Genomic DNA, 13884 nt, shown 5'->3' with positions numbered 1-13884 from the left:
AGGAGAGGCATGGACGCTGACGTGATCGTGGTGGGGGCCGGCCTGGCCGGGCTCGTGGCGACCGCCGAGCTGGTCGAGGCGGGACGCCGGGTGGTGCTGGTCGACCAGGAGTCCGCCGAGCACCTCGGGGGGCAGGCCTGGTGGTCCTTCGGTGGGCTCTTCCTGGTCGACAGCCCGGAGCAGCGCCGGATGGGAATCCGGGACAGTCTGGAGCTGGCCTGGCAGGACTGGTCGGGCAGCGCCGGGTTCGACCGGCTGGACGGTCCGCACGCGGAGGACACGTGGGGGGCCCGCTGGGCGAGGGCGTATGTCGAGTGGGCCGCGGGCGAGAAGCGCGCCTGGTTGCACGGACTGGGGGTGCGGTTCTTCCCCGTCGTCGGGTGGGCCGAACGCGGGGACGGCACCGCGACCGGTCACGGCAACTCGGTGCCGCGGTTCCACATCACCTGGGGCACCGGCCCGGGGGTGGTCGCACCGTTCGAGGCGCGGTGCCGTGCGGCCCAGCACGACGGTCTGCTGACCGTGCTGGGGCGGCACAAGGTGACCGGGTTGGTGACCACGGACGGCGCGGTCACCGGGGTCCGGGGGCAGCGGCTGGCCGAGGACGGGGTCGGTCGCGCGGTGTCGAGCACCCGCAGCAGCGTCGGTGACTTCGAGCTGTCGGCCGGTGCGGTGGTCGTGACCTCGGGCGGGGTGGGGGCCAACCTGGACCTCATCCGGGAGTACTGGCCGCAGCGACTGGGAGCCCCGCCGGAGGACCTGGTGGTCGGCGTCCCGGCGTTCGTGGACGGCTCGATGCTGCCGCTCAGCGAGGCCGCGGGAGCCCGCATCGTCAACCGGGACCGGATGTGGCACTACACCGAGGGCATCGCCAACCACAGCCCCGTCTGGCCGGGACACGGCATACGGATCCTGCCCGGCCCGTCCTCGCTGTGGCTGGACGCGGACGGTCACCGGTTGCCCGCCCCGTGCTACCCGGGGTTCGACACGCTCGGGACCCTCGCCCACCTGCGCGGGACCGGGCATGACCACTCCTGGTTCGTGCTGACCCAGAAGGTGATCGAGAAGGAGTTCGCGCTCTCCGGGTCCGAGCAGAACCCGGACCTCACCGGCAAGAGTGTGAAGCAGGTCCTCGGCAGGGTGCGCAAGGGGGCGCCGGGGCCGGTGCAGCGCTTCCTGGACGACGGCGAGGACTTCGTGCAGGCCGAGACGGTGCCCGAGCTGGCCGCGGCGATGAACGCGCTCGCCGGCGGGGACCGGATCGATGCCGGCAGCCTGCAGGGCCTGCTTGAGGCCAGGGACCGGGAGCTGGCCAACGACTTCGGCAAGGATGCCCAGATCGCGGCCGTCCGGGCGGCACGGGCCTACCGGGGCGACAAGCTGATCCGCACCGCCCCGCCACACGCCTTCCTGGACCCCGCCAACGGCCCGCTCATCGCGGTGCGGCTGCGCACACTCACCCGCAAGACGCTCGGCGGGATCCAGACCGACCTGGAGTCGCGGGCGCTCGGGGCCGACGGTGCGCCGGTGCCCGGCCTGTATGCCGCGGGTGAGGTCGCCGGGTTCGGCGGCGGTGGGGTGCACGGCTACAACTCCCTGGAGGGCACCTTCCTCGGCGGCTGCCTCTTCTCGGGGAGGGCCGCGGGACGGGCCGCAGCGACTTCCGTGAGGTGAGCGCCGTCTATCCGCGGACCAACGCGGCGAAGCGCCCCAGCAGGTGCGGCCAGTCGCCGAACTTCTCCCGGACGGCGACGTTGTCGGGCGTCCAGCCGCCGTGCTCGAACTCGACGACGCACCCGTCGAGGGTGGGCTGGAACCGGACGCGCAGGGCGCTCGGGTGCTCGGGGTCCTGAGCCAGGGTGAAGGTCTGGGCGTACTCCCGCCCCGGCTCCCACACCGTCACCGTGCCCCACGGGAACGGCTCCGCCGACGCGGATGTCATGGTGACCCGCCCACCGACCCATGGCTCGATATCGGCCCCGGTGAACCCGTCCGGGTCGGGGCTGTAGGCGGGGTCCCACCAGCGTCCGATCCGTCCGGTGAACACCCCGAAGGCGTGCGCTGCGGAGCAGGGGAGCTCGAGCCGGTGCCGGATCGGCGCCGCGGCCGAGGTGGCGTCAGGCGGCTGGTGGAAGGTCACCCGGTTGCCGGACGGGTCGTGCACGGTCAGGGTCGGGCCCCACTCCTCCTGCTCCACCCCGGGGGTGGCCCCGTCCCTGCCCCGCAGCTCGGTGTGCAGCGCCCGGAGGTCCGGGATGACCAGGAGCACCGCGCCGCCGGGCGTGCCGTCTCCCCGGTGCTCGCTCAGGTGCACCCGGGCAGCGCCCCGTGACAGCTGGGTGTAGCGCGGTAGGTCGGGCGCGAACCGGTGCTCCCAGTCCTGCCGGAAGCCCAGGTAGTCGCGGTAGAACGGCACTGCCAGGTCGGCGTCGAGGACGCGCAGCACGGGGACGGCCTCGGTCGGCTCCGGTGTGGTCGGCATCATCCATTGTCTCCCGCGCCGACCCGTCGGGGCGCCGTCCGGCGACGGATGTGGTTGGCTGACCTCCATGGCACGCGGCTGGCCCCTCCGGGCGATCCTCGCCGCGGGGGCGTTGGCCACCGTGGTGTGGGTGGCTGCGTGCAGCGACAACGGGTCGGTGACCACGGTGACCACGACCGACCAGGCCGGCAACACCGTCGTCGTCACCGCCACCGACGAACCCACCCAGACCCCCGAGCCGGACGAGGGTGCGCCGGTGACCGCGGACGGTCCGGTCGACCCGGTGGCCACGACCCTGCCGGTGCCGGGTGGTGACGTCGCCCCGACGACGGCGGGGCAGGAGGAGGCGGTGCTGAGCACCGTGTCCGTGCTGGTGCCGGGCGGCTGGGCGGTGCAGGACCTTGGGGACGCGGAGGCCGTGGAGCCGGTCGCGGGGCAGGTCGCCCCGCACCGGTGGTGCCTCACCCCCTCGTATGCCGTGCCGGCCGTGGACGATTGCGCGGGGGTCCTGGTCGCGGTCGGCGGGGACTGGCTGCCGGGAGGTGCGGGCCAGGCCTACGAGCCGGGCCAGGCCGAAGGCTGGCGCTGGGACGCCGAGCCGCTGCTGTGCCCGTTCGACCAGGAGGCCGACCCCGAGGACGAGGAGCCGAACCTGACGGTCACCGACGCCGAGGGCGCCCCGTTGACCACGACGGAGACCGAGCTGGGCGGGCTGGCCGCGACCTATGAGACGTGGCGGGTGACCTGCGGCGTCACCGGGGAGACGTTCACGCCGCAGGTGTGGCTCGTCCCCGAGCTCAACGTGCTGGTCAAGGACTACTTCGGGCAGGCGGACACCGGGATGGTGCTGGACTCGCTCGCCGGTGCCTGAGGTGGATCTGGCGACGGCGCGCCGCAAGGCCGGCACGGCGGCCCTGTCGCTGTTCCGCGTGCTGCCCGGGCGGCTGAAGCGGGCCCTGGTCCGCACCGGCACCCCGAACTACACCATCGGCGCGGTCTGTGTGCTGGAGCACGCGGGCGAGGTGCTCTTCCTGTCCCAGCCGCACCGCCGCGGGTGGAGCCTGCCCGGCGGGCTGCTGGACCGGGGTGAGACACCGGCCCAGGCCGTGGCCCGGGAGGTCCGCGAGGAGGTCGGGCTTGGTCATCGACCCCGGTGAGCCGCTGGTCACGGGGGTCCACCCGCGCTCCCAGAGCGTCGACGTGATCTTCCGGGTCCGACTCGACACCCGCCCGGAGCTGCGGCTCGCGCACGAGGCTCGCCGCGCCCGCTGGTGCGCCCCCGAGCAGCTGCGCAGCGCTGACCTGGAGACCCGCCAGATCCTGCGCCTGGTCGCAACCGCGGCAGCGCCGCGCAGGGAGGGCACGATGCTGGGCAGCTCGGGCGACCCCGGGCGGCCCGCCGACTGAGGCGACGCCCGCTGCCGCCGGCTCGTTGCCCGGCCGGCGGCGTGGTTACCCTGGCTGGGTGAGACACGGGGAACCACGGACAGGGCACGGCCGCACCGGGCTGCGCCGCGTGATGGGCATGGCGCTGGCCACGGGGTTGGTGCTCGCCGGCTGCAGCGACGGCTCGCCGGGCGAGGACGGGTCGGCGACGTCGCAGGCGCCGGTCGACGACGCGGGGACCACCGACGGCGCGGGAGCCACGACCGACGGGCCGGATCCCACGGGCGGGGAGGACGGCGAGCCCGAGGGGGCGCTCGAACTGCCCCGTGGCGGCACCGAGTTCTTCCCGGAGTACCGACTGTTCGGGTACTCCGGGGCTCCGGGGTCCGAGGGGCTGGGACGCCTGGGCATCGGCGACCTGGACGAGCGGGTCGAGGAGATGGAGGAGCGCGGCGCGGAGTTCGCCGACGACCGTGAGGTGATGCCGGTGCTGGAGCTCATCGCCACCGTCGTGCACGGCACGCCGGGGGCGGACGGGACCTACCGGACCCACATGTCCGACGAGGTCGTGCAGGACTACCTGGACGCCGCCCGCCGGCACGACGGGATCCTGCTGCTCAACATCCAGCCGGGCCGGTCCACCTTCATGGACGAGGTGCAGCACTGGGAGAAGTGGCTGGAGGAGCCGGACGTCGGCGTGGCCCTCGACCCGGAGTGGGCCGTCGGCGAGGGACAGGTCCCGGGCGAGGTGTACGGCCGCACCAGCGGCGCGGAGCTCGACGAGGTCGCGTCGTACCTCTCCGACATCGTCGAGGAGCACGACCTGCCCGAGAAGGTGATGGTCTACCACCAGGTCCACACCTCCGTGGTGCAGGACGAGCAGGACCTGCAGCCCCACGACGGGGTCGTCCTGATCAAGTCGGTCGACGGCATCGGCCCGCCCAAGGACAAGATCGACACCTACGACCGGGTGAACGAGAACAAGCCGGACCACGTGGTCGCCGGCTTCAAGCTGTTCTACGAGGAGGACGGCGAGTTCGGTCCGCTGATGACCGGCGAGGAGGTCCTCGGCCTCGACCCGCAGCCGGAGTACGTCCTCTTCGAGTAGGTCCGGGGTGACTCTGCTACTGACGTGGCGACTCTGCTACCGAGATGGTCACTCTGCGACTGTCCGGACCGACGCATAGTGACCATCGGAGTAGCACAGTGGGTGTCCCGACGTTCGGGGCGCGACAGATTGTCCTGTGCACCGCGAGTACCTCCCCCTAGAGGTACTGCCCCGTCGGTCCGGAGTCTTCCTCCCCACGCTGGCCTCCCGGCACGCCCGGGAAGGCCTGGCCGGGCACGGTCTGGCCGGGCACCATCTGCTGGCCGCCCGGTAGCGCCCGCCGCATCTGCTGCAGTTGCTGCTGGGCGGCCATCTGCTGGGCGACGATCGCGGTCTGGATACCGTGGAACAGTCCCTCCAGCCAGCCGACCAACTGGGCCTGGGCGATGCGCAGCTCCGCCTCGCTCGGCGCCTCCGAGGACAGCGGCAGGGTGATCCGCTCGAGCTCCTCGACCAGCTCCGAGGACAGCCCCTGCTCGAGCTCGGTGATGGAGCGCCGGTGGATCTCGGCCAGCCGCTGTCGGCCCGCCTCGTCCAGCGGCGCGCTCTTCACCTCGTCCAGCAGCTGCTTGATCATCGTGCCCAGCCGCATCACCTTGGCGGGCTGCTCCACCAGGTCCCGGGGACTGCGCCGACCCTCGCCGTCCCCGTCCGCCGCGGGGACGGGAGACCCCACGTCCCCGTGCCCGGCCTCGGTCTGCTGCTCCGGCCCGTCCTGCTGCTCCGGCCCGTCCTGCTGCTCCGGCCCGTCCTGCTGCTCCGGTCGATCAGTCATTCCCCCATCCTGCCGGATCGTGCGGACCGGCGCGGGCCTACTCCGGCTCGGCCCGACTCCAGTTCACCGCGCGGCGGTCCAACCGGGCGACCAGGGAGGGGCCGAGGACGAAGGCGGTGAGTATCCCGGCCAGGAGCACCCCGGACTCGTTGTCCGTGCTGACCTGCGGGCCGAGCAGCATCTGGGCCACGACCTGGAAGGCCAGGTGGAACCCGATCGGGGTCCATAGGTTGCCGGCCTGGACCCGCAGCATGCCCAGGCCGATGCCCGCGGCGAGGAAGATGATGCCCCGCTCGGCGAGGACGCCCCACCCCTCGGCGACGACCCAGAGTGCGGTGCCGAACAGGGAGAACAGCACGGCCTGGGCGATCGCCGCCTGCCAGGGCGCCAGCACGGTCGTCAGGTTCCGCTGCAGATACCCGCGGAACACCAACTCCTCCGGCAGCGCCTCGTAGGTCAGGACCAGGACGACGAGCAGCGCCGTCCAGCCCAGCAGTTGGGCGGCCGGCGCCTCCGCCCGGAAGCTGACCCACCCGGTGGCGACGGCCGCGCCGAGGCCCACGGCGGAGGGGAGCAGGAACGCGCCGACACCGGTGAGGAACTGGCGCCACGCCGCGGGAGGGCCGGTGAGCCCGAGCCCGGCCGAGGTCCGACGGTCCAGGTGCCGCCGGGCGAGCAGCACGAGGGGGACGGCCAGGCCGCAGACCAGGGCGGCGTTGACCAGGCGCGCCGGAATCGTCAGCTCGCCGGCGAACAGGGCGGAGTTCACGCCCAGCACCAGGCCCCACACCAGGCCCGTCCCCAGGAGCATGACCAGCACCCGGACCGGCAGCGGCGGCCGCCGGGAGGCCGGGGAGAGGTCGGGGGAGAGGCCGTCACGAGACGTCGAGCAGGATCTTGCCGATGTGGCTGCTCTCCTCCATCAGCCGGTGCGCGTCGGCAGCGCGGGCCAGCGGGAACCGTTCGTGGATGATCGGCCGGACCCGGCCCTGGGCGACCAGCGGCCACACGTGCTCGCGGACGGCGGCCACGATCGTGGCCTTCTCCTGCGCCGGGCGGTTGCGCAGCGTCGTGGCGATCACGGCGCCCCGCTTGGCCAGCAGCTTCCCGATGTTGAGCTCGGCCTTGGTGCCCCCCTGCATCCCGATGATCACGAGCCGACCGCTGGTGGCGAGCGCGTCGACGTTGCGGTGCAGGTACTTGGCGCCGACGACGTCCAGGATGACGTCGGCCCCGTGCCCGTCGGTGGCCGCGCGCAGCTCCTCGACGAAGTCCTGCTCCCGGTAGTTGATCGCGATCTGCGCGCCCAGCTCGGTGCAGGCCGCGAGCTTCTCCGGGCTGCCCGCCGTGACGGCCACCCTGGCGCCGACCTCCCGCGCCAGCTGGATCGCCATCGTGCCGATGCCGCTGGAGCCGCCGTGCACCAGGAGCACCTCCTCGGGCTGCAGGTTCGCGACGAGGAAGACGTTGCTCCACACGGTGCACACGACCTCGGGCAGGGCGGCAGCGTCGCGCAACTCGATGCCGTCCGGCACGGGGAGCACCTGCCCCGCGGGCACGGCGACCTGCTCGGCATACCCGCCGCCGGTGAGCAGCGCACAGACCGGGTCCCCGACGCCCCAGCCGTCCACCCCCTCACCCAGCGCGGCGACCCTCCCGCTGACCTCCAGGCCGGGCAGCGGCGACGCGCCGTCCGGGACCCGGTAGTGGCCCTGGCGTTGCAGCACGTCCGCACGGTTCACCCCCGCCGCGGCGACGTCGATCAGCAGCTCGCCGGGGCCCGCCGTGGGCGCCTCGACCTCGGCGGGGACCAGCGCGTCGGGTCCCCCGTACTCGGGGAGGGTGATGGCCTGCATGGTCCCGACCCTACGGCTGACAGGATGGAGCGCATGCACCGCACCGTCTCGGCCCGGATCACTGCCACCGTCACCGACCCCAGCGAGATCGTGCTGTCCGTCGCGGTCGCCCGGTCGGCCGAACCTGCCGACGAACGGTTGACGGTCACCCTCGACGGGCGCGCACTGGAGCCCGAGGAGCTGCAGGGCGAGGAGGGCACCCGGCTGCACCTGCTGCGGGACGTGGCCCCGGGGGCGCTGAGCGTGGACTACCGGGCGACCGCCACCTCCGGCGGGGCGGCCGGCGCGGGTGCGGACGAGACGGACGGGGGCGACCGTGCGGCATACGAGCGCGTGCGGTTCCTCCGACCGAGCCGGTATGCCGATCTGGACCGTCTGGAGGCGACCGCCGGGGCGCTCTTCGGTGGGCTGGAGGGGGTCGGACCTGCTGCGGAGGGTCACCGACTGGGTGAACGGGCATCTCAGCTACATCGTCGGCTCGTCCCGGGTGACCGACGGCGCCTCGGACACCTACCTGGCGCGGGCCGGGGTTTGCCGCGACTACGCGCACCTGACCATCGCGCTGCTCCGGGCCCGGGGGGTGCCGGCGCGGCTGGTGTCGGTCTACGCGCCGGGGCTGGACCCGATGGACTTCCACGCGGTCGTCGAGGCGCACGTGGACGGCGCCTGGCACGTCGTCGACGCGACCCGCCTGGCACCGCGCGCCTCCCTGGTGCGGATCGGCACGGGAGCCGACGCCGCCGACACCTCGTTCTTCACGGTCCACACCGGCGGGGTCGACTTCGGCGAGCTCACGGTGACCGCGGTCGCCGCCGGCGACCTGCCCCGGGAGGACCCCGCCGCGCTGGTGCGGATCGGCTGAGCCGCCTCAGCTGAGCCGGGTGAGCTCCACCTCGACGAACATCGAGGAGGTCCCGGTGCCGGTGAAGATGCCGCGCAGCGGCGGCACGTCGCCGTACTCCCGGCCCTGGGCGACCTCGACGTGCCGCTCCCCGGGCACCACGTCGTTGGTCGGGTCGGCGCCGATCCAACTGCCGTCCCACCACCGGATCCACGCGTGCGACTCACCCTTGTGGGTGTCGCCGATCTGCGGGTCCGTCGGCGGCAGCAGGTAGCCCGAGACGTAGCAGGTGGGGATGCCCGACCGAGCGCAGGCACCCGATCGTCAGGTTGGAGATGTCCTGGCAGACGCCGGCGCGGCTGCGCCAGGCCTCCGCCGCGCGGGTGTGGACCCCGGTGGCACCGGGCACGTACTTGATCTCCTCATGGATGTGGTCGATCACCGAGGCGACGCAGTCGGCCGGGGTGGCCGCGGCGGCCGCCAGATGCTGGACGTGCTCCAGCAGGTCCTCGGGCGGGCGGACCGGGTCCGACACCTGGAGGTACTCCCGCTGCGTGGTCCGGACGTCGTCCGAGCGCAGGTCGGCCCACGACAGCCCCTCGCCGCGGGCGGGAGCGCGCTGCACGTCCACCGTGGCCGAGGAGGTCACGGTCAGCCGCTCGTGCCGGTCGTGGACCTCGAAGGCGGTGACGCTGGTGCCCCAGTAGTCGGTGTAGGTGAGCGTCCACGCGGCCGGGGAGATCTCCACCCGGGTGTGCAGCACCTGCTGGTCGAGGGTGGACCGCGGCGTCATCCGGGCCTCGTTGTAGGAGGAGCTCGCGCCGCCACCCTCGTACTGGTAGCCGGTGCGGTGCACGATGCGCAACATCATCTCAACGCACCCCCGCGTGCCAGGTGATCGGGTTGGCGCCCTCGAAGTAGCGCCGGGCGATGGCGTCGTTGGCCGCGCTGCAGGTCCGCTGCAGCTGGGTCATCCGGGCGGGGAGGTCGGTGAGGATCTCCTGCAGCGGGGTGTACTCCAACTCGGCACGGGCGCGGCCGAGCACCCGCATCGCCTCGCCGGTGAAGCCGGCCCGTCGCTCGCCGACGTCGAGGCTGGTCAGGCAGCTCTCGGCCTGGTCGAGGGAGAACACCACCGACCGCGGGAAGAGCCGGTCCAGCAGCAGGAACTCGGCGCTGTCCCGGTCGGACTCGGCGCCGCTGTAGGTGCGCACGAACGCGTGGTGCGCGCCGCAGGCCCGCAACGTCTGGGTCCACGCGTGCGGGGAGTCCACGTTGTAGGCGGCCGACTCGATCATCCGGGCGGTCATGTCGACCCGTTCGATGTTGCGACCCAGGACCATGAACAGCCAGCCCTGGTCGTGGCTCATCGTGCTGTCGGCGATGCCGTTGATGACGGCGCACCGCTCCCGGATCAACTGGCAGGCCTGGTGGGGGCGGTAGCGCTGCAGCTTGCCGCCGCTGATGACGTTCCACGTGGTGTTCAGCGCCTCCCACATCTCGGTGGAGACGGTCTCCCGGGACCGGCGGCAGCTCTCGCGGGCACCCCAGAAGGCCGCGACCATGGAGGAGGCCGAGGCTGCTGTCCCAGCCGAGCACCCGCATCACAGACTGGATGTCGGTCTCGCCCGTCGGCCTCGGCGCCCATCACCGACAGCAGGGCGGCGGAGGTGCCCTCCTCGTCGACGACCGGGTCTTCCAGCAGCAGCTGGACGTGCACGTCCAGCAGGCGGGCGGTGTCCTCGGCCCGCTCCAGGTAGCGCCCGATCCAGTAGAGCGCCTCCGCGATGCGACTCAGCATGACCGTCCACCTCCCTGCTGTTGCTGCTGTTGCTGTTGCTGCTGCTGTTGCTCGGCCGGCTCGGCCTCGGAGTGCTGCAGCCGCACCTGGGGCTCGGCCTCCTGCTCCGCGGGCCGGGGCCGCGCCTCGACGCGGCGGCGCCGGCCGTCGCCGGCCAGCACCCAGGTGTCCTTGGAGCCACCGCCCCGGCTGGAGTTGACGATCAGCTCGCCCTCGCCCGAGGGCGACCCGGGTCAGCCCGCCCGGCAGGACCCACACCCGGCTGCCGTCGTTGATCGCGAAGGGACGCAGGTCCACGTGCCGCGGGCGCATGCCGTCCGGCACCATGGTGGGCACGGTGGACAGCTGCACGACCGGCTGGGCGATCCAGCCCCGCGGGTCGGTGGTGATCGTGGCCCGGAGCTCGTCCAGCTCGGCCCGGTCCGCGCGGGGACCGATCACGATGCCCTTGCCGCCCGACCCGTCGACCGGTTTGAGCACCAGCTCGTCCAGCCGGTCCATGACCTCCTCGCGGTGGTCGGCATCCTCCAACCGCCACGTGTCCACGTTGGGCAGGATCGGCTCCTCCGACAGGTAGTAGCGGATCAGGTCGGGCAGGTAGGTGTAGACGAGCTTGTCGTCGGCCACCCCGTTGCCGATGGCGTTGGCCACCGTGACGTTGCCGGCCCGCACCGCGTTGGTCAGCCCCGGCACGCCGAGCACGGAGTCGCTGCGGAAGTGCACCGGGTCGAGGAAGTCGTCGTCCACCCTCCGGTAGATCACGTGCACCGGGTGCAGCCCGTGCGTGGTGCGGATCATCACCCGCCCGGCCTGGCTGACCAGGTCACGGCCCTCGACCAGCCGGCACCCCATCAGGCGGGCCAGCAGCGAGTGCTCGAAGTATGCCGAGTTGTAGGGCCCCGGGGAGAGCACCACGACCGTGGGGTCGGCCACGCCGCCGGGGGCCGAGGCGCGCAGCGCGGCCAGCAGCCGTTGGGGGTAGCCGGCGACCGGGCGGATCCGGTGCGCCCCGACGATCTCGGGGGCCACCGAGGACATCGCCCTGCGGTTGGTGAGCACGTAGGAGACCCCGGAGGGGATGCGCACGTTGTCCTCGAGCACCCGGAAGGCGCCGTCGGCGTCCCGGATCAGGTCGATGCCCGGAGACGTGGATGCGCACCCCGTTCAGCGGCCGGATCCCGAAGGCGACCCGGTGGAAGTGGCTGGAGGAGGTGACGACGTGCTTGGGCAGCACCCCGTCGGCGAACGCGGTCCCGGCGCCGTACACGTCGTCCAGGAACCGCTCGAGCGCGGTCACCCGCTGGGCCACGCCCTCCTCGACCCGCGCCCAGGCGCGAGCCTCGATGACCCGCGGCACGATGTCGAGCGGGAAGGGGCGTTCCTCGCCGCCGATGTCGAACGTGATGCCCTGGTCCCGGTAGGTGCTGGAGAGGTACTCGGCACGCTGGGCGATCTCGTCCGGGCCGACCCGGTCCAGCATCCGGGCCAGGTGCCCGTAGGCCTCGCGGAAGTCCTCGCCGTCCGTGGCGAACATCTCGTCATGGACCCCGGCCGGGATGGGGTAGTCGTCGAAGAGGCCGGTCATGGCGGCGAGTGTAACGAGGCCGGTGTTTCCGGCCGGTGACCCCGGGGGGCACCCCGTCAGCGGGCGGCCCGGCCCAGCCCGAGGTCGCGGGCGATGAGCTCCTTCATGATCTCGTTGGAGCCGGCCCAGATCCGGGTGACCCGCGCATCCCGCCAGGCCCGGGCCACGCGGTACTCGTTCATGAAGCCGTAGCCGCCGTGCAGTTGGACGCAGGCGTCCAGCACCTCGCCCTGCACCTGGGCCGACCACCACTTGGCCTTCGCGGCGTCGACGGAGGACAGCCGCCCCTCGGCGTGCGCCACGATGCACTGGTCCACGAAGGCCTGGGTCACCTCGACCTTGGTGACCTGCTCGGCGAGGGTGAACGCGTTGTGCTGGAAGGCGCCGACGGGTTGCCCGAAGGCCCGTCGGTCCTTGGTGTAGGCCAGGGTCTCGTCCAGGATCTGGGCGGCGTGGGCGATGTTGGCCACGGCCGCGCCGACCCGTTCCTGGGTCAGCAGCTGCATCATCGCGATGAAGCCCTGGCCCTCCTCGCCCAGCAGGTGCGAGGCGGGCAGCCGGACGTCCTCGAAGAACAGCTCACAGGTGTCCGCCTCGGCCAGGCCCACCTTGTCCAGCGGCTCACCCTTGGTGAACCCCTCGGTGCCGGCCTCGACCACGAACAGGCTGATCCCGCGGTGCCCGCGCTCGGGGTCGGTGCGGGCCGCGACGATCACCAGGTCGCACTGGTGGCCGTTGGTGATGAACGTCTTGGAGCCGGTGAGCAGCCAGTCGCCCGAGCCGTCGTCGGCCCGGACCGCAGAGGTCTTCAGCGCCCCCAGGTCCGAGCCGCCGGACGGCTCGGTCATCGCGATCGCGATGATCAGCTCGCCGGAGGCGATCCCCGGCAGCCAGCGCTGCTTCTGCTCCTCGGTGCCCAGCGTCACCAGGTAGGGCGGGCACACGTCGTAGTGGATCCCCAGACAGGACGAGGCCGACACGCTGAACCGGGCCAGTTCCTCGGCCAGGGCGGCGTTGAACCGGAAGTCCTCCGCCCCGGCCCCGCCGTACTCCGCCGGGATCTCCAGGCCGAGCAGCCCCTGCTTGCCCGCCTCCAGCCACACCTCCCGCGGGATGGTGTGCTCCCGGATCATCTCCTCCGCCCGGGGCCGGAGCATCCGGTCGACGAACTCCCGGGCCGTGTCGCGCAGGGCCTCGTGGTCCTCGGTGAAGATGGTGCGCTGCATGGTGCCTACTCCCTCGTCGGCGGCCGTCGGGGCCCAGTCTGCCGCACCCGGTGGGCCGGTATCAGAACCCGCTGCGCGGGTCTCTTCCCGGTGTCAGCCACCCGCGGAAGGGAAAGACCATGAACGACCACGAACTCTTCGAGGCCGAGGCCGCCGCAGCCTCGGGCGACCTCGCCGGTCTGGCCAGCGCCCGCGGCGCCGCCGAGGAGAAGTTCCTCGGCAGGGCCAACGTCGTCGGCGTCGGGCTCGGCCACAAGATCACCGACGGTGAGATGACGCAGACCCCCAGCGTGATGGTGCTGGTCAGCCAGAAGCTGCCCGACACGATGCTGGACAGCCGGGACAAGATCACCAAGACCGTCGAGAGCACCCCCACCGACGTGCTCGAGGTGGGACACCTGCTCGCCGGCGGAGGCGTGGCCCAGCCGCTCCAGGCGGTCGACGCCCAGACACTCGCCACGCGGGTCCGTCCCGTGCGGCCGGGATACAGCGTGGGCCACCCGAAGGTCACGGCCGGCACCATCGGCGCCGGCTGCTACGACCTCAACCCGCTGCCCGGCATGCCGCCGCGCTACTACATCCTGAGCAACAACCACGTGATCGCCAACAGCAACGACGCCAGCATCGGTGACCCGATCTACCAGCCCGGTGTCTACGACGGCGGAGGGCCCGATGACGCCATCGGTCGCCTCGCCCGCTACGTCCCGATCACCTACGACGGCACCTGCAACTACGTCGACGCGGCGATCGCCGAGGTGCCGTTCGACACCATCGACCGGGACATCTACTGGTCCGGCTACCCGACGACTGCGGCCACCCCGGCC

At 72.6% G+C, this 13884-nt stretch carries 15 protein-coding genes and 2 pseudogenes; 7 read left to right on the top strand and 10 right to left on the bottom strand.

Translation table 11 applies throughout. The features are described 5' to 3' along the window. Positions 1–9: 9 nt before the first annotated feature. Complete coding sequence (locus tag AC1QRC_RS01395; protein ID WP_484205078.1) at positions 10–1674, top strand: FAD-binding dehydrogenase; 1665 nt, start codon at positions 10–12, stop codon at positions 1672–1674. Positions 1675–1681: 7 nt separating this feature from the next. Here AC1QRC_RS01395 and AC1QRC_RS01390 read toward each other — a convergent pair whose 3' ends face one another. After that, positions 1682–2485, bottom strand: coding sequence for a glyoxalase superfamily protein (locus tag AC1QRC_RS01390; RefSeq protein WP_484205077.1), 804 nt, complete (start codon positions 2483–2485; stop codon positions 1682–1684). A gap of 64 nt (positions 2486–2549) precedes the next feature. Between AC1QRC_RS01390 and AC1QRC_RS01385 the strand changes: the two genes are divergently transcribed. The 4 genes from AC1QRC_RS01385 to AC1QRC_RS01370 are packed head-to-tail and all read left to right on the top strand — an operon-like array spanning position 2550 to position 4976. Beyond that, the gene (locus AC1QRC_RS01385) at positions 2550–3353 is read left to right on the top strand and encodes a hypothetical protein (RefSeq protein ID WP_484205076.1); all 804 of its coding nucleotides are present in this window, start codon (positions 2550–2552) and stop codon (positions 3351–3353) included. Continuing rightward, positions 3346–3639, top strand: coding sequence for an NUDIX hydrolase (locus tag AC1QRC_RS01380; RefSeq protein WP_484205075.1), 294 nt, complete (start codon positions 3346–3348; stop codon positions 3637–3639). Before AC1QRC_RS01385 ends, AC1QRC_RS01380 begins: the two co-directional genes overlap by 8 nt. Continuing rightward, complete coding sequence (locus tag AC1QRC_RS01375) at positions 3620–3889, top strand: hypothetical protein (protein ID WP_484205074.1); 270 nt, start codon at positions 3620–3622, stop codon at positions 3887–3889. Before AC1QRC_RS01380 ends, AC1QRC_RS01375 begins: the two co-directional genes overlap by 20 nt. A gap of 58 nt (positions 3890–3947) precedes the next feature. Next, positions 3948–4976 (top strand): hypothetical protein, encoded by a 1029-nt coding sequence (locus AC1QRC_RS01370; protein ID WP_484205073.1) that lies wholly within the window; start codon positions 3948–3950, stop codon positions 4974–4976. Positions 4977–5133: 157 nt separating this feature from the next. On the opposite strand, the gene AC1QRC_RS01365 is transcribed toward AC1QRC_RS01370, so the two are convergent. The 3 genes from AC1QRC_RS01365 to AC1QRC_RS01355 all read right to left on the bottom strand — a co-directional run bounded on the left by AC1QRC_RS01365 (position 5134) and on the right by AC1QRC_RS01355 (position 7607). After that, complete coding sequence (locus tag AC1QRC_RS01365) at positions 5134–5751, bottom strand: bacterial proteasome activator family protein (RefSeq protein WP_484205072.1); 618 nt, start codon at positions 5749–5751, stop codon at positions 5134–5136. Between the two features lie 37 nt (positions 5752–5788). Next, complete coding sequence (locus tag AC1QRC_RS01360; RefSeq protein ID WP_484205071.1) at positions 5789–6562, bottom strand: lysostaphin resistance A-like protein; 774 nt, start codon at positions 6560–6562, stop codon at positions 5789–5791. Positions 6563–6626: 64 nt separating this feature from the next. Next, entirely contained in the window at positions 6627–7607 is a 981-nt protein-coding gene (locus AC1QRC_RS01355) for an NAD(P)H-quinone oxidoreductase (RefSeq protein WP_484205070.1), read from the bottom strand. Between the two features lie 448 nt (positions 7608–8055). Between AC1QRC_RS01355 and AC1QRC_RS01350 the strand changes: the two genes are divergently transcribed. Further along, a complete protein-coding gene (locus tag AC1QRC_RS01350; RefSeq protein ID WP_484205069.1) occupies positions 8056–8469 on the top strand; it encodes a transglutaminase-like domain-containing protein in 414 nt (137 codons plus the stop codon). A gap of 6 nt (positions 8470–8475) precedes the next feature. Here AC1QRC_RS01350 and AC1QRC_RS01345 read toward each other — a convergent pair whose 3' ends face one another. From AC1QRC_RS01345 to AC1QRC_RS01320, 6 genes and pseudogenes are all read right to left on the bottom strand, one after another. Beyond that, positions 8476–8607 (bottom strand): hypothetical protein, encoded by a 132-nt coding sequence (locus AC1QRC_RS01345; RefSeq protein WP_484205068.1) that lies wholly within the window; start codon positions 8605–8607, stop codon positions 8476–8478. 64 nt (positions 8608–8671) lie between these two features. Continuing rightward, positions 8672–9319: a transglutaminase family protein gene (locus AC1QRC_RS01340; protein WP_484205067.1), complete on the bottom strand. Its 648-nt coding sequence runs from the start codon at positions 9317–9319 to the stop codon at positions 8672–8674. A gap of 1 nt (position 9320) precedes the next feature. Further along, positions 9321–10013 carry an alpha-E domain-containing protein gene (locus AC1QRC_RS01335; protein WP_484205066.1) on the bottom strand — a complete coding sequence of 231 codons (693 nt, stop codon included), beginning with the start codon at positions 10011–10013 and terminating at the stop codon, positions 9321–9323. After that, complete coding sequence (locus AC1QRC_RS01330; protein ID WP_484205065.1) at positions 9932–10249, bottom strand: alpha-E domain-containing protein; 318 nt, start codon at positions 10247–10249, stop codon at positions 9932–9934. The genes AC1QRC_RS01335 and AC1QRC_RS01330 overlap by 82 nt, the downstream gene beginning before the upstream one ends. Further along, positions 10243–11834, bottom strand: a pseudogene (locus tag AC1QRC_RS01325) (circularly permuted type 2 ATP-grasp protein). Before AC1QRC_RS01325 ends, AC1QRC_RS01330 begins: the two are co-directional and overlap by 7 nt. A gap of 56 nt (positions 11835–11890) precedes the next feature. Then, positions 11891–13060 carry an acyl-CoA dehydrogenase family protein gene (locus AC1QRC_RS01320; protein ID WP_484205064.1) on the bottom strand — a complete coding sequence of 390 codons (1170 nt, stop codon included), beginning with the start codon at positions 13058–13060 and terminating at the stop codon, positions 11891–11893. Between the two features lie 119 nt (positions 13061–13179). Between AC1QRC_RS01320 and AC1QRC_RS01315 the strand changes: the two are divergent. Further along, positions 13180–13416: pseudogene (locus AC1QRC_RS01315) on the top strand (hypothetical protein); the annotation flags it as partial. Positions 13417–13884 lie beyond the last annotated feature (468 nt).

It is taken from the genome of Ornithinicoccus sp. (assembly GCF_057176825.1).
Note: the sequence above shows the minus strand (reverse complement) of the source record. Positions and strands in the feature narration are given on the sequence as shown.